This is a genomic window from Paraburkholderia sp. JHI869 (assembly GCF_038900775.1).
Classification (GTDB): Bacteria; Pseudomonadota; Gammaproteobacteria; order Burkholderiales; family Burkholderiaceae; genus Paraburkholderia.
In genome coordinates this window covers 170,021-184,537 of sequence record NZ_JAYMSC010000010.1, presented here as the reverse complement: position 1 = coordinate 184,537, position 14,517 = coordinate 170,021, and the positions used below count along the sequence as shown (strand labels likewise).

The 14,517-nt window shown below is 60.2% G+C and carries 14 protein-coding genes; 3 read left to right on the top strand and 11 right to left on the bottom strand.

Annotated features, from left to right (window positions below; all coding sequences use genetic code 11):
- The first annotated feature begins 5 nt into the window (after positions 1 to 5).
- Complete coding sequence (locus VSR72_RS18930; RefSeq protein ID WP_342953879.1) at positions 6 to 842, top strand: aldolase; 837 nt, start codon at positions 6 to 8, stop codon at positions 840 to 842.
- 90 nt (positions 843 to 932) lie between these two features.
- On the opposite strand, the gene VSR72_RS18925 is transcribed toward VSR72_RS18930, so the two are convergent.
- From VSR72_RS18925 to VSR72_RS18875, 11 genes are all read right to left on the bottom strand, one after another.
- Complete coding sequence (locus tag VSR72_RS18925) at positions 933 to 1,811, bottom strand: shikimate dehydrogenase (RefSeq protein ID WP_342953878.1); 879 nt, start codon at positions 1,809 to 1,811, stop codon at positions 933 to 935.
- Positions 1,812 to 1,909: 98 nt separating this feature from the next.
- Positions 1,910 to 2,929: a proline racemase family protein gene (locus tag VSR72_RS18920; protein ID WP_342953877.1), complete on the bottom strand. Its 1,020-nt coding sequence runs from the start codon at positions 2,927 to 2,929 to the stop codon at positions 1,910 to 1,912.
- Between the two features lie 56 nt (positions 2,930 to 2,985).
- Complete coding sequence (locus tag VSR72_RS18915; RefSeq protein ID WP_342953876.1) at positions 2,986 to 4,275, bottom strand: FAD-dependent oxidoreductase; 1,290 nt, start codon at positions 4,273 to 4,275, stop codon at positions 2,986 to 2,988.
- The gene (locus VSR72_RS18910) at positions 4,272 to 5,288 is read right to left on the bottom strand and encodes a 4-hydroxyproline epimerase (protein WP_342953875.1); all 1,017 of its coding nucleotides are present in this window, start codon (positions 5,286 to 5,288) and stop codon (positions 4,272 to 4,274) included. Before VSR72_RS18910 ends, VSR72_RS18915 begins: the two co-directional genes overlap by 4 nt.
- An 82-nt stretch (positions 5,289 to 5,370) precedes the next feature.
- Entirely contained in the window at positions 5,371 to 6,036 is a 666-nt protein-coding gene (locus VSR72_RS18905; protein WP_342953874.1) for an amino acid ABC transporter permease, read from the bottom strand.
- 10 nt (positions 6,037 to 6,046) lie between these two features.
- Positions 6,047 to 6,718: an amino acid ABC transporter permease gene (locus VSR72_RS18900; RefSeq protein WP_342953873.1), complete on the bottom strand. Its 672-nt coding sequence runs from the start codon at positions 6,716 to 6,718 to the stop codon at positions 6,047 to 6,049.
- Between the two features lie 10 nt (positions 6,719 to 6,728).
- The gene (locus VSR72_RS18895) at positions 6,729 to 7,640 is read right to left on the bottom strand and encodes an amino acid ABC transporter ATP-binding protein (protein WP_342953872.1); all 912 of its coding nucleotides are present in this window, start codon (positions 7,638 to 7,640) and stop codon (positions 6,729 to 6,731) included.
- A 47-nt stretch (positions 7,641 to 7,687) separates the two neighbouring features.
- A complete protein-coding gene (locus VSR72_RS18890; RefSeq protein WP_342953871.1) occupies positions 7,688 to 8,521 on the bottom strand; it encodes a transporter substrate-binding domain-containing protein in 834 nt (277 codons plus the stop codon).
- A gap of 133 nt (positions 8,522 to 8,654) precedes the next feature.
- Positions 8,655 to 9,122 carry a RidA family protein gene (locus VSR72_RS18885; protein ID WP_342953870.1) on the bottom strand — a complete coding sequence of 156 codons (468 nt, stop codon included), beginning with the start codon at positions 9,120 to 9,122 and terminating at the stop codon, positions 8,655 to 8,657.
- An 80-nt stretch (positions 9,123 to 9,202) separates the two neighbouring features.
- Positions 9,203 to 10,936 (bottom strand): hydantoinase B/oxoprolinase family protein, encoded by a 1,734-nt coding sequence (locus VSR72_RS18880; RefSeq protein ID WP_342953869.1) that lies wholly within the window; start codon positions 10,934 to 10,936, stop codon positions 9,203 to 9,205.
- Positions 10,937 to 10,952: 16 nt separating this feature from the next.
- A complete protein-coding gene (locus VSR72_RS18875; protein ID WP_342953868.1) occupies positions 10,953 to 13,034 on the bottom strand; it encodes a hydantoinase/oxoprolinase family protein in 2,082 nt (693 codons plus the stop codon).
- A 436-nt stretch (positions 13,035 to 13,470) separates the two neighbouring features.
- On the opposite strand from VSR72_RS18875, the gene VSR72_RS18870 reads away from it, so the two are divergent.
- Both VSR72_RS18870 and VSR72_RS18865 read left to right on the top strand, forming a co-directional pair.
- The gene (locus VSR72_RS18870) at positions 13,471 to 14,256 is read left to right on the top strand and encodes an SDR family oxidoreductase (protein ID WP_342953867.1); all 786 of its coding nucleotides are present in this window, start codon (positions 13,471 to 13,473) and stop codon (positions 14,254 to 14,256) included.
- Positions 14,257 to 14,296: 40 nt separating this feature from the next.
- Positions 14,297 to 14,503 carry a tautomerase family protein gene (locus tag VSR72_RS18865; RefSeq protein WP_342953866.1) on the top strand — a complete coding sequence of 69 codons (207 nt, stop codon included), beginning with the start codon at positions 14,297 to 14,299 and terminating at the stop codon, positions 14,501 to 14,503.
- Positions 14,504 to 14,517 lie beyond the last annotated feature (14 nt).

Genomic DNA, 14,517 nt, shown 5'->3' with positions numbered 1-14,517 from the left:
ACAGAATGCCCCTTGTCGAAGGGGCATTTTTTGTGCGCGCGCCAGGGACAATTCACTTCCGGAATGCCGTGAACGTGCACTCGATCCTTCACCCTTTTCCGTATCTCCACGCAGCAAGCGCTGACATGAGCGAACTCTACCGGTCCGAGCCGGTCGCGGCGCTGAGAAAGGATCTGGCTTTCGCTTTACGCGCAGCGGCGCACTTTGGTCTGGAAGAAGGCGTCTGCAACCACTTCAGTGTAGCGTTACCTGACGAGCGCGGCTTATTCTTGCTGAATCCCCAAGGTCTGATGTGGCGGGAAGTTCAGGCCGACGATATCGTCATCGTCGGCGAGGATGGCTCTCGCGTTGCAGGCCGCCACGACGTGGAACCCACCGCAATGTTCATCCACGCTGCGATCCACAGGATCGCAGCAAAGCGCTGTGTTCTCCACACTCACATGCCGAACGCGACGGCATTGACGCTAATCGATGACTGCAATCTCGATACAACGCTCTCGCAGAATGCCATGCGCTTTCACGGGCGAGTGGCAACCGACCACAATTACAAAGGTCTCGCGCTTGATGTCACAGAGGGGGAGCGACTTGCGCACGCATTGAATGGAAGGGACATTGCGTTCCTCAGCAATCACGGCGTGATTGTGTGCGGCGAGCGCATCGACTACGCATTCGACGATCTGTATTACCTGGAGCGCGCCTGTGAATCACAGGTGCTCGCGCTGTCGACCGGCAAACGGCTGCGTCCCGTCAGCGCCGACCTTGCGTCGACCGTGGCGGCCCAAATGGAACGCGAACGCCAGCAATCGGAATTGTTCTTTGCGGCGCTCAAAAGAGTTCTGTAAATACGCGTTCCCAGCGATCAAGATTTGACTCACCGTCGCCAAGAAAGAGCCCGGCTAAGCCGGGCCCACATCATGGCGGTCTTTTCAGAATCAGGCGACGGACTTGACCATGCCACGAAGCTCACGAGGAAACAACAGGTCACGGGCAGGCGAATCGTCTCGGCGCAACTGCTCCGCGGCCTCCTTGACGCCGAAGAACTCGAGGAACAGCGGCGACTGAAGAATCAGCATGTCGAACCCCGGCAAAACGGCATTGCCTTTTGACATCGCGGCACGGAGCAGCGGTGTCGGTTGGTTCTTCATCAGGATGTCGCACACATGCGCATTCGAGTTGATCCGGTTCGCAGGCACCGGCAAGGGATCTGAGTCTTTCAACCCGACTGGCGACGCGTTGATCACAACGTCGAACCCCGCCGGGTCGTTGTTCTCCTGAACCACCGTTCGCATCGGATAGCGCCGATCGACCGCCTGGGCGAGCGCAGCGGACTTCGTCGAATCAACGTCGAAAATCGCAAGTGAAGCAGCTCCCCCTTCGGCGAGCGCAGTGGCAATAGCCGAAGCGGCACCGCCCGCGCCGATCATCAAGACAGATTTCCCGCGATAGTTCATGGAATAGCGATCCATCGACTCGACGAACCCGATTCCATCGAACTGCGCGCCTTCGAGCTTGCCGTCCGGATTGCGACGGATCGCATTCACCGAATTGGCAATCTGGGCGCCCGCCGAGAGAACGTCAACCAACTGGGCAGCGGCAGTCTTGTGCGGAATCGACAACACCATGCCGCGGGTCGTGGGTGACTCGAACACCGAACGAACGGTGCCGACCAGGTGATCCTGCTTCACGTGCAAAGGCACCATGACCGCATCGATGCCGCATTGCGCGAACACTTGATTGAAAATCTCGGGCGTGCGGACCTGGTCGATAGGATCCGCCACCATGAAGAAGACACCCGTTTTTCCGGTAATCATAATTCGCATTCCTTAGATTCTGACTGATATGGCGGTCGGCCACATAAAAAACTTCAGTGATCGACCGCCACGCGGCTTCGCGTGCTTTCTACGCCAGGCTAACCTTCGCCCCACGTATCGCTCAACATGAATCCCGCCGCCAACGGATCGTCAGGGTCGACACCCATCTGCTCCACGCTGTAAATCCAGGCACGACCGGTAATGCGCGGAAGCACCGCGGCTCGTCCGCCGACCTCCGCCTCGCCCAGATGCTCCACCCGGAATTCGCTGCCTATGGTCGAGCGCGAAGTCAGTCTGGAGCCTTTCTGCACCAATCCGCGAGCCGCGAGCGTCGCGAGATTCGCCGAGCTTCCGGTGCCGCATGGCGAGCGATCGATGCGGCCGGGCGGCAGCGTCGTGCACGTTTGATATGTCGTGCCGTCTACCCGATTGCGGAACATCACATAGGCGATCTTGTTGATCGACGCGTATAGCGGATGCTGCACCTTCACCTGAGCGTCGATCACCGCTCGCAACTGGACGCCAAGATCAGCGAGCTTGCGAGCGTTCTCTGGCACGAGCGCGATACCCAGCTGATCCACATCGACTAGCGCGTAGTAGACGCCGCCAAATGCCAGATCGACCTTGATCTTGCCGAACGCTTCCGTGTCGATCGACACATCGAGTTGCTCGACGAATGCGGGAACCATATCGAGCGACACCGAAGTGCAGCGTCCGTCGTGACAGGCCGCCTTGGCCGTGACGAGACCGGCAGGGGTATCGAGCACCACCGTCGTTTCCGGCTCCTGCATCGGCACCATGCCGAGTTCGAGCAACGCGGTCACCACGCAAATCGAATTACTGCCCGACATCGGATGCGCCTTGTCCGACTGCAGGACGATAAATCCGGCGTCCGCTTCCGGGCGCGTCGGCGGGAGCAGCAGATTCACCGACATCTGCAGGCACCCGCGCGGTTCGAGCACCACGAGCCGCCGCAAACTGTCATCCACTTCGTTGATGTAGTTCATCTTGTCGAGCATCGTCTCGCCCGGAATGCCGACGACGCCTCCCGTGATGACCTTTCCAATCTCGCCTTCGCAGTGCACGCCCACGAGTTGCAGAGTCTTCTTCCAACGCATGATTGAACCGTCCTCAAGAAGTTAACTATGTTGCTGTGCCGCGCTTGCGTCGCTTATCAGAAGCGGTACGCGCTGAACGGGCTCAAATCCGTTTTCGACGAGCGGCCCGCAACGAGGTCGGCGACCAGCCGACCCGTGGTGGCGCCCAAGGTGAGTCCGAGCTGGCCATGTCCGATGGCCATCGTGACATTGGGCAGGCGCTTCGAACGATCAAGAACAGGTTTGGTATCTGGCAGGAAAGGTCGGTATCCCACACCGAACTCATGCTTGTCCGTACGGAGTTCCGGGAGAATTGTCTTTGCCTTGTCGAGAATGATCTGGGCGCGCTTGAAGTTCGGCGCGGCACCGCGTGCAGCGAATTCAATCGTGCCGCCTATTTGCAGGCCGCGGGTCATTGGCGTGAAGCAGAATCCGCCGTCCGCGTATATCACCGAGTGTTTGAATTCGACGCCCGGATCGCGGAGCAGCGCCTGGTAGCCCGCCACGCCTTCCAGCGGAAGATCGACCCCGAGCTGACTAAAGAATCGCCGCGACCCGACACCGGCGGCCACGACGACATGCGCCGCCGCCACACGCTCGCCATTCGCAAGCGTCACGCCCGTCGCCCTTCCGTTGGCTTCGTCGATACGGTCTGCGCCGACCTGAAGCCGGCGGCCACCCTGCGAAACGAAGCTATCGCTCAGCGCGCGAAGAAACGCCTCGGTGTCGCTCACGAATCGCCATTGCGATAGCAGCAGGCCGTGCGAAAAGCGGCCGGCAAGCGTCGGTTCGAGATCGGCGATTTCCGACCCATTCAACACCTGTGAAGAAAAGCCGAGCGCCTCGCGCGTTTCGTTATGCGCGCGCTCGCGCTCGACCCCGGCCGCGCTGTCGAAGACCTCCATGATCGGCCGCTGCCCAAGCAGCGCCTTGTCTTCGCAGGCGTCGAGCAACGGCGCATAGTCGGCGAACACATCTTGCGTCAACGAAGCCATTTCTCGCGCGATCGTATTGATGCGCGAGTGCCTCGCGCACGCGAGAAAGCGGAAAAACCAAGGAATGATTCCCGGCATCGCGCTCGGACGCAATGCGAGTGGCCCGGTTTGATCCATCAGCCATCCGGGCACCTTCAACAGGATCCCCGGTTTGGATAGCGGGATGATTTCTCCAACTGAAATCTGGCCGCAACTCCACTTCGCCGTACTGTCTCCCGCTGCGGCGGGATCGACCAGCGTCACTGAATAGCCATTACGCTGCAAATAGAGCGCACAGCACGTGCCGACAATCCCGCCTCCAATAACGACCGCGTGCTCCTTCGGCGCAGGGCTGCCGGCCGGAGGCACGTGCGTTTGCGGAATCGCATTCATTTCGTGAACTCCTCGAGGCTGAAGCCGTGCGCATAGGGCTGCGTTTCGTCCACGTAGTGCTCGCCTCGACCTGTAATATACGCGCGCCCCTCGATGCTGGGGAACACCGCGTCGAGCCCGCTTTCGAGCTTCGTCGTCCCTTCCACGCGGCCAATGAAGCGGCTGCAGATCAGGCTCTCGTGACGGAACGCCTGGCCTTCCGAGAGCAGCCCGCGCGCGTAGCGCTGCGCGACCCGTGCGGAACTACCCGTTCCGCACGGCGAGCGATCGATCAGAATGTCGCCGGTAATCACCACTGCGCGCCCATCGGAATCGGCCGCGACCGGTCGGCCCGTCCACATGCAATGCTTGACGCCGCCGATTTTCGGGTTATCCGGGTGCACGACATTCACAGCCTCGTTGACGCGCTTCTGGACTTCACGTCCCATCGCAAGCAGTTCATCGGGTGTGAAGTGTTCGCACCCCGGATAGTTTTCCTGGACTTCGACGATCGGATAGAAGTTTCCGCCGTACGCGATATCGACAGTCAGCTTTCCTAGCTTCGAAACCTCGATTTCAAGGTCTCGATGGAGGAGAAAACTGGGAACGTTCGTGAACCGGACCCACTTGACCTTGTCGCCTTCCATTTCGTAACGCGCGCTCACCTGTCCTGCGGGTACGTCGACAACGACGAGGCCAGCCTGCTTCGGCGTCACGAGCCCGGATTCGAGCGCGAACGAAATCGAACCGATGGTCGCGTGGCCGCACATGGGCAGGCATCCGGACGTCTCGATGAAGAGAAGACTGAAGTCCGCGTTATCGCTGATCGGCGGATAGAACAACGTCCCCGACATGTGCGCGTGTCCGCGCGGTTCCAGCATCAGCGCACGCCGGATCCAGTCGTAATGTTCGATGAAATAGTGGCGTCGATCGTTCATCGTCGCACCGACCAGTTCCGGAGCGCCCTCGATCACCATCCGGACCGGCATCCCTTCCGTATGGCCTTCAATGCACTTGAACGTATGCTTTTTCATGGTGTTTGTCATCACAATTTGCGGGAGCCATGGCGGGCTCCCTCTCGATCATTTATGCCGTTATCCGCACAGCACGCAACGCCTAGTAGGCAAAGCGTCTAAGGAAGCGCCGCTCGACCAGCCCGACCAGACGCGTTAGCGGGAATGCCACCACGAAGTAAATGAGCCCGACGGTGGTCAAAAACTCCAGCGGCCTTGCCGTACTGTTGGAGATGCTCTCACCCACGAACATCAAATCCGCCACGCCAACCGAAGAGATGAGTGCACTTTCCTTGAACAGACTGACGATGTTCGAGAGGAGAGGCGGAATGGCGCGCAATAGAGCCTGTGGAAAAATCACATACAGCACCTTCGCCTGAGGCGACAGGCTCAGTGCGATGCATGCGTCGTGCTGCTCGGATGAAATGGACTTCAGGGCCGCGCGAAACGTCTCGCTCGTAATCGCCCCCATATAGAGCGTGAGCGCAATGACAACCGAGAGATACGGCGGGATCGGCAACTGCAGGACCACCGGGATGCAGAAGAAGACCCAGAAAAGCTGAATCAAGAGCGGCGTGCCCCGAAAGAATTCGACGTATAGCGTCATGGGCATGCGGATCCATGCCACCGGCGAACTTCTCAACAAGCTAACCACGAAGCCGAGCAGGCTCCCGATGACCGCGCAGAGTCCGGTCAGACCCAAGGTCAAACCGAGTCCTTTCAGAAGCAGCAGCCAGTACGGCAGCACGACAGAAAAATCGATATTCATGACCGGTTCCTTAGCGCTGGTGTGCAAGATCCTGCCGGCGCTCGATCACATGCACGAGCCTGGCAATGGGCAAGGACAGTGCGAAGTACACGAGCGCCACGACCGAGTAAGTCTCGATGGGTCGATACGCTTGGGTCGCGATCGTCTTGGCGACATACATCAGGTCGGCCACGGCAACGATCGCCACCAATGCGCTCTGTTGCAGCGTGCCGATGCCGTTCGTCATCAGCACCGGCACGGAGTTTCTCAGCGCCTGCGGGAGGATCACGAAGAGTGTTCGCTGCCATGGCTTGAGGCCCAGTGCCACGCATGCGTCAAGGTGCTCTTTCGGCACCGCCTGCACACCAGCGCGGTAGGCTTCCGCATTGAACGCAGTCAGGTTGAGCCCCAGTGCAAGTACGCCCATCAGCACCGGGTCGAGAAAGACGTTCACCATCATCGGGATGCAGTAGAAGAACCATACGATCTGCAGCAGCGCCGGCGTACAACGGAAAAACTCGATGAAGAGCTGTGCCGGCACGCGCACCGCTGCCCAGCGGCTCATGACGAGAAGGCAAAGCACAAAGCCGAGGGTCAAACCCATCACGTTCGCGGCGATAGCCAGCTCGATGGTCACCCTCAATCCCTCGAGCAGCGGCGGCACGCTCTGTGCGAGGAAGCTGAAATCAAAGTGATAGCGCATGACTCGGCCCTCAATCAAGGTGAAGCACTTTCTCGAGGAATTCACGCGTACGCGCTTCCTTCGGACACTTGAACATATCGCGAGGCGCGCCCTGCTCCACGACTTTGCCGCTCGCGCAAAAGACCACTCGTGTTGCGATGTCGCGCGCGAAATGCATGTCATGGGTCACGATGATCATCGCCATTTTTTGCTCGGCCAGTTTCAGCATCACGTTCTGAACCTCCACGACCATTTCGGGATCCAGCGCGGAGGTGACTTCGTCGAACAGCATCAGCTTCGGCTCCAGCATCAGCGCGCGGGCAATGGCAACGCGCTGCTTCTGCCCCCCGGAAAGCTGGCTCGGGTATGCATTCAGCTTGCTCTCCAGACCCAACCGGGCCAGGTACGTGCGTGCGCGCTCTGTAGCATCCGCTTTCGAAAGCCCCCCTACCTTCACCGGCGCGAGGATCAGGTTGCTCAGCACCGACAGGTGCGGGAACAGCGTGTAGTGCTGGAACACCATGCCGATCTGGCGCTGCAACTTGCCGTCGATGCGTTTCGAGCGGCCCGAATCCGCCCCATGAATATAGGGCCGCCCCTGAAAATTGATCGAACCGCTTTGAATCCCCTCGAGGCCCATCATCACGCGCAGAAGCGAACTCTTTCCGCTCCCGCTCGGGCCAATCACCACGAGCCGGTCGTCTGCCCGCATGTCGAGATTCATGTGGTCCATGACGACGAGATTCTCGCCGTACGATTTGTAGACCGACCGGAGCTGGACGAAATCACCGGCACTGTTCGTATCGACGGGGTCCCCCGCTGGAACGGAGCTTGGTACGACCTTCATAGTAGATTGCAACATGGGAACTTTCTCCGTAGAACGCGCAACCGTGCGCTCCAGTTTGATCCGAACCTGATGGCTCCCGCCGGGGCCGTCATTCAACCAGCAGTGCGGCGCCTGAATCTCATCGCGCCGCCTGCATGTGCGATTTATTTCGTCGATGCGATGGTTTCTTTCACCGCCTGCTGAACGATGGTGTTCACGCCGCCGGACTTCTGCTCGCCCTCGATAAACTTGTTGAGCACGGCGATGTCCGCCGCAGACGTCTCCTTGCGCACGCCGAAACAGATGCCTTGTTGTGCCAGCGGGGGATTCGGGTTGAAGCTAACCGCCCAGTCGGGATGTGCCGCGTCCAGCAGCTTGTTCGTCATGTTGTCGTCGGCGAGCATGTCGGCGCGCTTCGACATCAGCGCGAGACGCGTCTCGTCAAAGCCAGGAAGGCGCATGATCTGCGCTTGCTTGATCTCGCCGGAGATCGCTTTGTCCTGCGCCGTACCGGACATCACGGTGATGATCACGCCCGGCTTGTCGATATCGGAGATCGCGTGGATCGTCTTCGGAAGCTTCGGGTTGTTCTTGTTGTAGGCGAGCGTCACGTTGTAGTCGACGACCGAGCGGGAGAACGCGATGGCCTTCTCGCGCTCCGGCGTGTCGTTGAGCGACAACGCGAGATCCCATTTGTCGGATTGAAGGCCGGCGACGATGTTGTCCCACGACGTGTCGACGAACTGGACCTTGACATGCAGGACCTTCTCGCCAAATTGCTTGCACAGCGCCGGGAAAATACCGCTGTAGTCACCGGTCTTGATATCGCGCATGGTGTAGGGAGGAGAAAGCGCGATACCGCAACGAAGCACACCGGCTTGTCGAACGCTTTGCCACGTCGACGTGTCCTGTGCGTGAGAGGGGACGCTCGACATCAGCGCCGAGAAAGCGGCAGCACACATCAGCGTGCGGCGGATAAGGCTGGACATGCGGTTCATTTCTAACCTCGTCAATAAGGGATGAAATCGGACGCTTTCAAATCAACGTCGCAATCTATGTTTGCGAGTAACGCGATTATTTCGTAATGCAAATCAAACCATGGTGAAACCGGTGGGCAAACCACCTTAGAATTCACGTCCTGATTTCGAAAATCCCATCAACTTCCACCGCGACATTTCTGGGCAGTGAAATTGCACCGACAGCAAAACGCGCATGCTTCCCGCTCTCACCCAACACCTGGACGATGAGATCGGAGGCGCCATTGATCACTTGAGGTTGCTGTCCGAACTCCGGGTCGCAATTCACGAAGCCGCCGAGCTTCACGCAACTGACGAGACGCTCGAAGCTTCCGCCAAGCGCGGTCCGCACTTGTGCAAGCATGTTGAGGGCGCACAGCCTCGCCGCAGCTTGACCTTCTTCGAGCGGAAGATCGCGGCCCACTTTGCCGACGAATTTGTCTTCACCGTCCGCCGTGGGGATCTGCCCGGCGATGAAAAGCAGATTTCCAACCAGGCGCGCCGGCACATAGTTCGCCTTGGGGATCGGGCTGACCGGCAGCGTGTAGCCCAACTCGGCCAGTCGTGCTTCGACTTGTTCCATTTCAGTTTCCTTTACCCGCCTGCCGTCGGCGTACAAGTAGATGATGCCGACGGCACTGCGGTCGAAAAATGTCGAAAGGGTTACGCAACGGTTGCCGCGTGCTGGCGCTTTTTCGTCGTTTCTTCACGATCGATGGCACCAGAAGAAGTCATGACGACGCCGTGATGCTGCTGCGCGAATGCCGCCGTCACCTTGCCGTCCCGCAGATCCCGCTCGATAAGATCGACGTCGCGTTCAAGCGGATTGCCATAGCCACCCCCGCCTGCCTGCTCGTGCCGGATCACGACGCCTTCCTCCAGCTCCATCGTGAACTTGCTGGGAGCGGCTTGCGCCGTGGTGGCCGGGTTCAGGATGTTGCGCGACGGTGCACCTGCGGCACCGCCGAACAAGCCGTACGGTGCGTGGTCCGCGCGGTCGGAGCGAATCTGTGCGACCACGCGCTTTGCAAGCACGCGATACTGGCGCACGAGTCCCAAACCGCCGCGATAGCGACCTGCACCGCCAGAGTCGTTGCGGAAGCCGTACTCTTCCATCAGGATCGGATAGCGCGCTTCGAGCGTTTCGATCGGCAGATTGGACATGTTCTGCGACGGGTTCGTCACGCCTTCAACGCCGTCCTTGTTCGAGCGGCCGCCCCAGGCACCGTTGATCATGTCGACGAGAATGAACGGCTCGCTCGCGTCGGCGTCGTAGCCGCTCAGCGCGATAACGGTATTGCCGCCCTCGCCCGCCGCCATCACTTTCTTCGGGGCGATCTTCGCCAGCGCGCCGAAGACGGTATCGACGACGCGATAACCCGTGAGCGCACGAGCCGCAACCGGCGCGGGCAGCCTGGGGTTCAGAATCGATCCCTCCGGCGCGGTAATGTCGATGCAGCGATACACGCCGGCATTGTTCGGCACATCGGCGTCGAGCACGCAGCGGATGCTCAGATACGTCGCCGACTTGACGAACGAAAGCGTCGAATTGATCGCGCCTTTCACCTGGGGCGAAGAGCCTGCAAAGTCGACCGACAGGCTCGATCCCGATACCGTGATGGCACATTTGATGGGAATCGCGTCGCTCGTGAAGCCGTCGTTGTCGATGTAGTCGGTGAACTCGTAGGTGCCGTCCGGCCACGCTTCGATCGCTTTGCGCGTGAGTCGCTCGCCGTAGTCGAGCAGCTCGTCGAAGTAGAGGCGCAGGTTGTCTTCGCCGTAGCGGTCGATCATGCGCAGCAGTTCGCGTTCGCCGATATTGCAGGTCGCCAGCTGCGCGTCGAGATCGCCCAGAACGAGATCCGGCAGCCGCACATTCTTCTTGATGATGTCGACGAGCGTTTCGTTCTGCTTGCCTTCGCTGTAGAGCTTCATCGGCGGAATACGCAGGCCTTCCTGGAAGATTTCCGTCGAATCCGCCGCATTGGAGCCCGGCACCCGGCCGCCCACGTCGCAATGGTGAGCGATGACGACCGAGAATCCCTGAAGCTTGTTCTCGAAGAAGATCGGCTTGAACATGAAGATGTCGGGCAGGTGCATGCCGCCTTCGTACGGATCGTTGAGCACGATCACGTCACCGGGCTTGCAGGTCGCCGCGAACTTCTTGATCACCACATCGACTGCGTCCGGCACGGCGCCCAGGTGGAGCGCGACCGTTTTTGCCTGGGCGAGGATGCGTCCGGCCGCGTCGCACATCGTCACTGAATAGTCGAGGACGTCGCGAATGATGGGGGAACGCGCCGTGCGCATGACGGCAAATGCCATGTCGTCGACGATGGTGTCGAGCGCGTTCTTGACGACCGCAAACGTGATGGGGTCGACTTTACGTTGTGTCATGTTAGCTCCAATGAAGTCAGGCGAGCGTCGCGATGACGCAGCCAACCCGATCTGCGCTCACGCGCCAGCCCCGCGGCACCACGATCGTGGTGTCGGTGCTTTCGAGAATGACGGGACCGGCGATCTCGTTGTCGAGCAGCGAGCGCGACATGACCGGCGTCTCAACCCAGCCGGACTGGCGATCGAAATACACGCGGCGCGTGCTGCGCTTTTGCTCGCCCTGCGCGGATTGCGCGCTGCGGATGTCGCGGAAATCCAGCGTCTTCGATGCAACCCCGCGCGCGAGCAGACGAAGGTTGGCGCATTCGATGGCGTCCTTCGATGCATAGCCGTACATCGCCGTGTAGGCCTCGATGAAACCTTCGCGAAGCGCTTCACGCGTGGAGCCGTCGATCGTTTGCGGCACACGCACGGGAATTTCGTAGTCCTGCCCACGGAAGCGCATGTCGAGATCGAAGACGAACTCGATCCGGTCGGCGCTGTAGCCTTCTTCGGCCAGCGCCTTTCTGGCGTCCTCGCGCATCTGTTCGACCGTCGTAGCGAGTTGGTCGATGTCGAGGCTGTCGAGCAGGTTCAGCGACGGGCGAACGAAGTAGCGTTCCACCGCGCCGGCGAGCATGCCCATCGCGGTAAACACGCCGGGCGCGGCGGGGAAGATCACCTGCTTCATGTCGAGCGCGCGGGCCAGGTCGCATGCGTGAACGGGCCCCGAACCACCGAATGCGACGAGCGTGAAATCGCGGGGATCGACGCCGCGTTCGACCGTGACCGCCTTGATGGTTCGCGCCATATTGACGTTCACCACTTCGCGGATACCGACGGCGGCTTCCTCGACGCCAATACCGAGCGGCTTCGCGAGCAGCGTGTCGATGGCGTCGCGTGCGGCATCGAGCTTGAGCTCCATCGTGCCGCCCGCAAGGCTCGGCGGCAGAAACCCGAGCACGGCGTTCGCATCGGTCACTGTTGGGCGCTCTCCGCCAATGCCATAGCACACCGGACCGGGGAAGGCGCCGGCCGATACCGGACCCACGCTGAGCAGGCCGCCAGCGTCGATCCAGGCGATCGAGCCCGCGCCGCTCCCCACTTCCGCAACGTCGATCGTCGGCACGCGCATCATGTAGCCGCCTGCCTTGATGAAGCGGCTCGGCGTGGAGATGCCCGCGCGGAACTCATACTCGTTCGTGCGTGCGAGCTGCCCGTCGTGAATGAGCGAGGCCGAGGCCGTCGTGCCGCCCATGTCGAACACGACCATCTCCTTGCTGCCCTGCGCGTCGCCCAGTCTGCCTGCGCCGACCACGCCCGCGGAACGCCCCGAGGAGATGAAGAAAACCGGCGTGTCCTGCGCGATGCGTGCACTCGATAGACCACCGTTCGAATTGCTGACCAGCAGCGGCGCGTTCACGCCAATGCGCTTCAGTCCCGACTCGAGGCGCTGGAGATAGGTGCGCAGCGCAGGCAGCACATAGGCGTTCACGACCGTGGTCGAGGTGCGCTCGTATTCGCGCATCTCCGGAAGAACGGAGATCGAAGCGGTCACGCTGATTTCCGGAAAGGCCTTCTGGAAGGCCTCCAGCGCGACCTTTTCGTTCGCGGCGTTCTTGTACGAATTCAGAAAGCAGATCGCGACGGACTCGACGCCTTCCGCGCGGAAGAATTCGCCGGCGCCGATGATTTCATCGACGGGCGTCGGTGCGAGGACTTCGCCTGCTGCGTTGACGCGCTCGTTGACCTCCAGACGATAGCGCCGCTCGGCGAGAGGGACTGGCTTGTCCCACGTGAGATCGAACATCGACGGCGTACGGACACGTCCGATTTCGAGAACGTCGCGGAACCCCTTGGTCGTGATCAGGCCGCATTTCGCCCCGACCTTCTGAAGCATGGTGTTCGAGCCGACCGTCGTTCCGTGCAGGACCTCTGCGACGTCTGCGGTCTTGAGTCCAGCCTGCTTGAGAATCCGATCGATGCCGGTCAGGACCGCTTCTTCCGGAGCGGCTGGAGTTGAGGATACCTTGGTAAAGGTGACCTGTCCGTTGTCGTCGAGGAGTACCAGATCGGTAAACGTCCCGCCGATGTCAACGCCGATGCGTGCGCTTGCCATAGTTTCATCCGTTCAGAGTTTGCGCGATGCAAATACCGCTAACGATTGGGGGCTGCGTGCCTGAGTGCGGTCGAGGCGAAGGGTTGATCAGGTCCTCGTCAGGATGCCGCTTTTTGGCGCTCACTCAGGTGCATCCGCCGTGCACCAATTGTCGACCAAATGACGACAAAGTCAACGGGAAAAATATTGGCCCTCCAATTTTTCGACTGCATCTCATTGTTTTATATATGTTTTATTTCATTGACAAGGAAAACCCTGGCTCGAAAATCGCTCGAAAATCTTCGATTTTCTTGACAGTTTTTTCGCCTGATGCCAGCATTTGTCGACATTTGATCGACTGAAAGCCGACGACAAACGGCAAGCTTTCGTCGGTGGAATACGGCAAATGCACCTGTGCCCAACTTGCGCAGGAGGCCCTACGAAATGAGGACGTCTTATGGACAAAGAGCAGAAGCTGGTCGTGGTGACGGGCGGCGCGAGCGGTATCGGTGAAGCCACGGCTCGCCGGTTTGGGCAGTCGGGCTATCGCGTCGTGGTGGCGGATGTGAACGAGGCGCGCGGCAACGCCGTCGTCGCGGACATGCAGCAGTCGGGCGCAGCAGCCGAATTCTTGTCGGTCGATGTCTCGAAGGAAGACAATGTCAGTCGATTCGCGGCAGAGGTGGTTGAACGCTTTGGCGTGCCGGATGCGCTCGTGAATTCAGGCGGCATTCTCCAGAACGCGGTTCGCCTGCTCGAAGTGGACGTCGCAGAAATCGACCGTCTTTACGACATCAACGTGCGCGGCACGCTACTCGTTTCAAGGGCGTTCGCTCGCGAAATGTGTCGTCAGGGCGTAGGGGCGATCGTCAATCTCTGTTCGCTGACGACCTATCGCCCTTCCGCGCAAATCGGCTATGCCGTCGGAAAAGCCGGCCTGAAGATGATGACCGAAGTGATGGCCGCCGAGTGGGGACCGAGCGGCGTACGCGTGAATGCGGTAGCGCCAGGATATACGCTCACGCCCGCCATGCAGGCTCGCATCGACAGCGGCGAGCGCGATCCGAAGGCCATCATCGATATGTCGGCATTGAAGCGATTCGTGCAGCCCTCGGAAGTGGCGGATGCGATTTTCTTCCTTTGCTCTCCCGGCGCGTCCGCAATCACGGGTTCGACACTGCCTATCGACTGCGGATGGCTCGTTCGATCGGCATACCTTTCGTATGCGTCGCAACCCAACTGATGCCGCAGCCAAAAACCACTTAAGGAAAGGAACGTTCGCAATGCCAATTATTCGACTCGAGATGCTCACGGGAAGAACCCACGCGCAGAAATCGGAACTCGCCGAGGTGCTGACGCGCGAAACCGCGCGCATTGCAAAATGCCCGCTGGCGGATGTGCAACTGGTGATTACGGAGGTGGAGCGTTCGATGTGGTCGGTGGGCGGCACGCTTGCCGAACCGACATCGGCCAACGCAGTGACGAAGTAGCCTTGCGGCGCGTC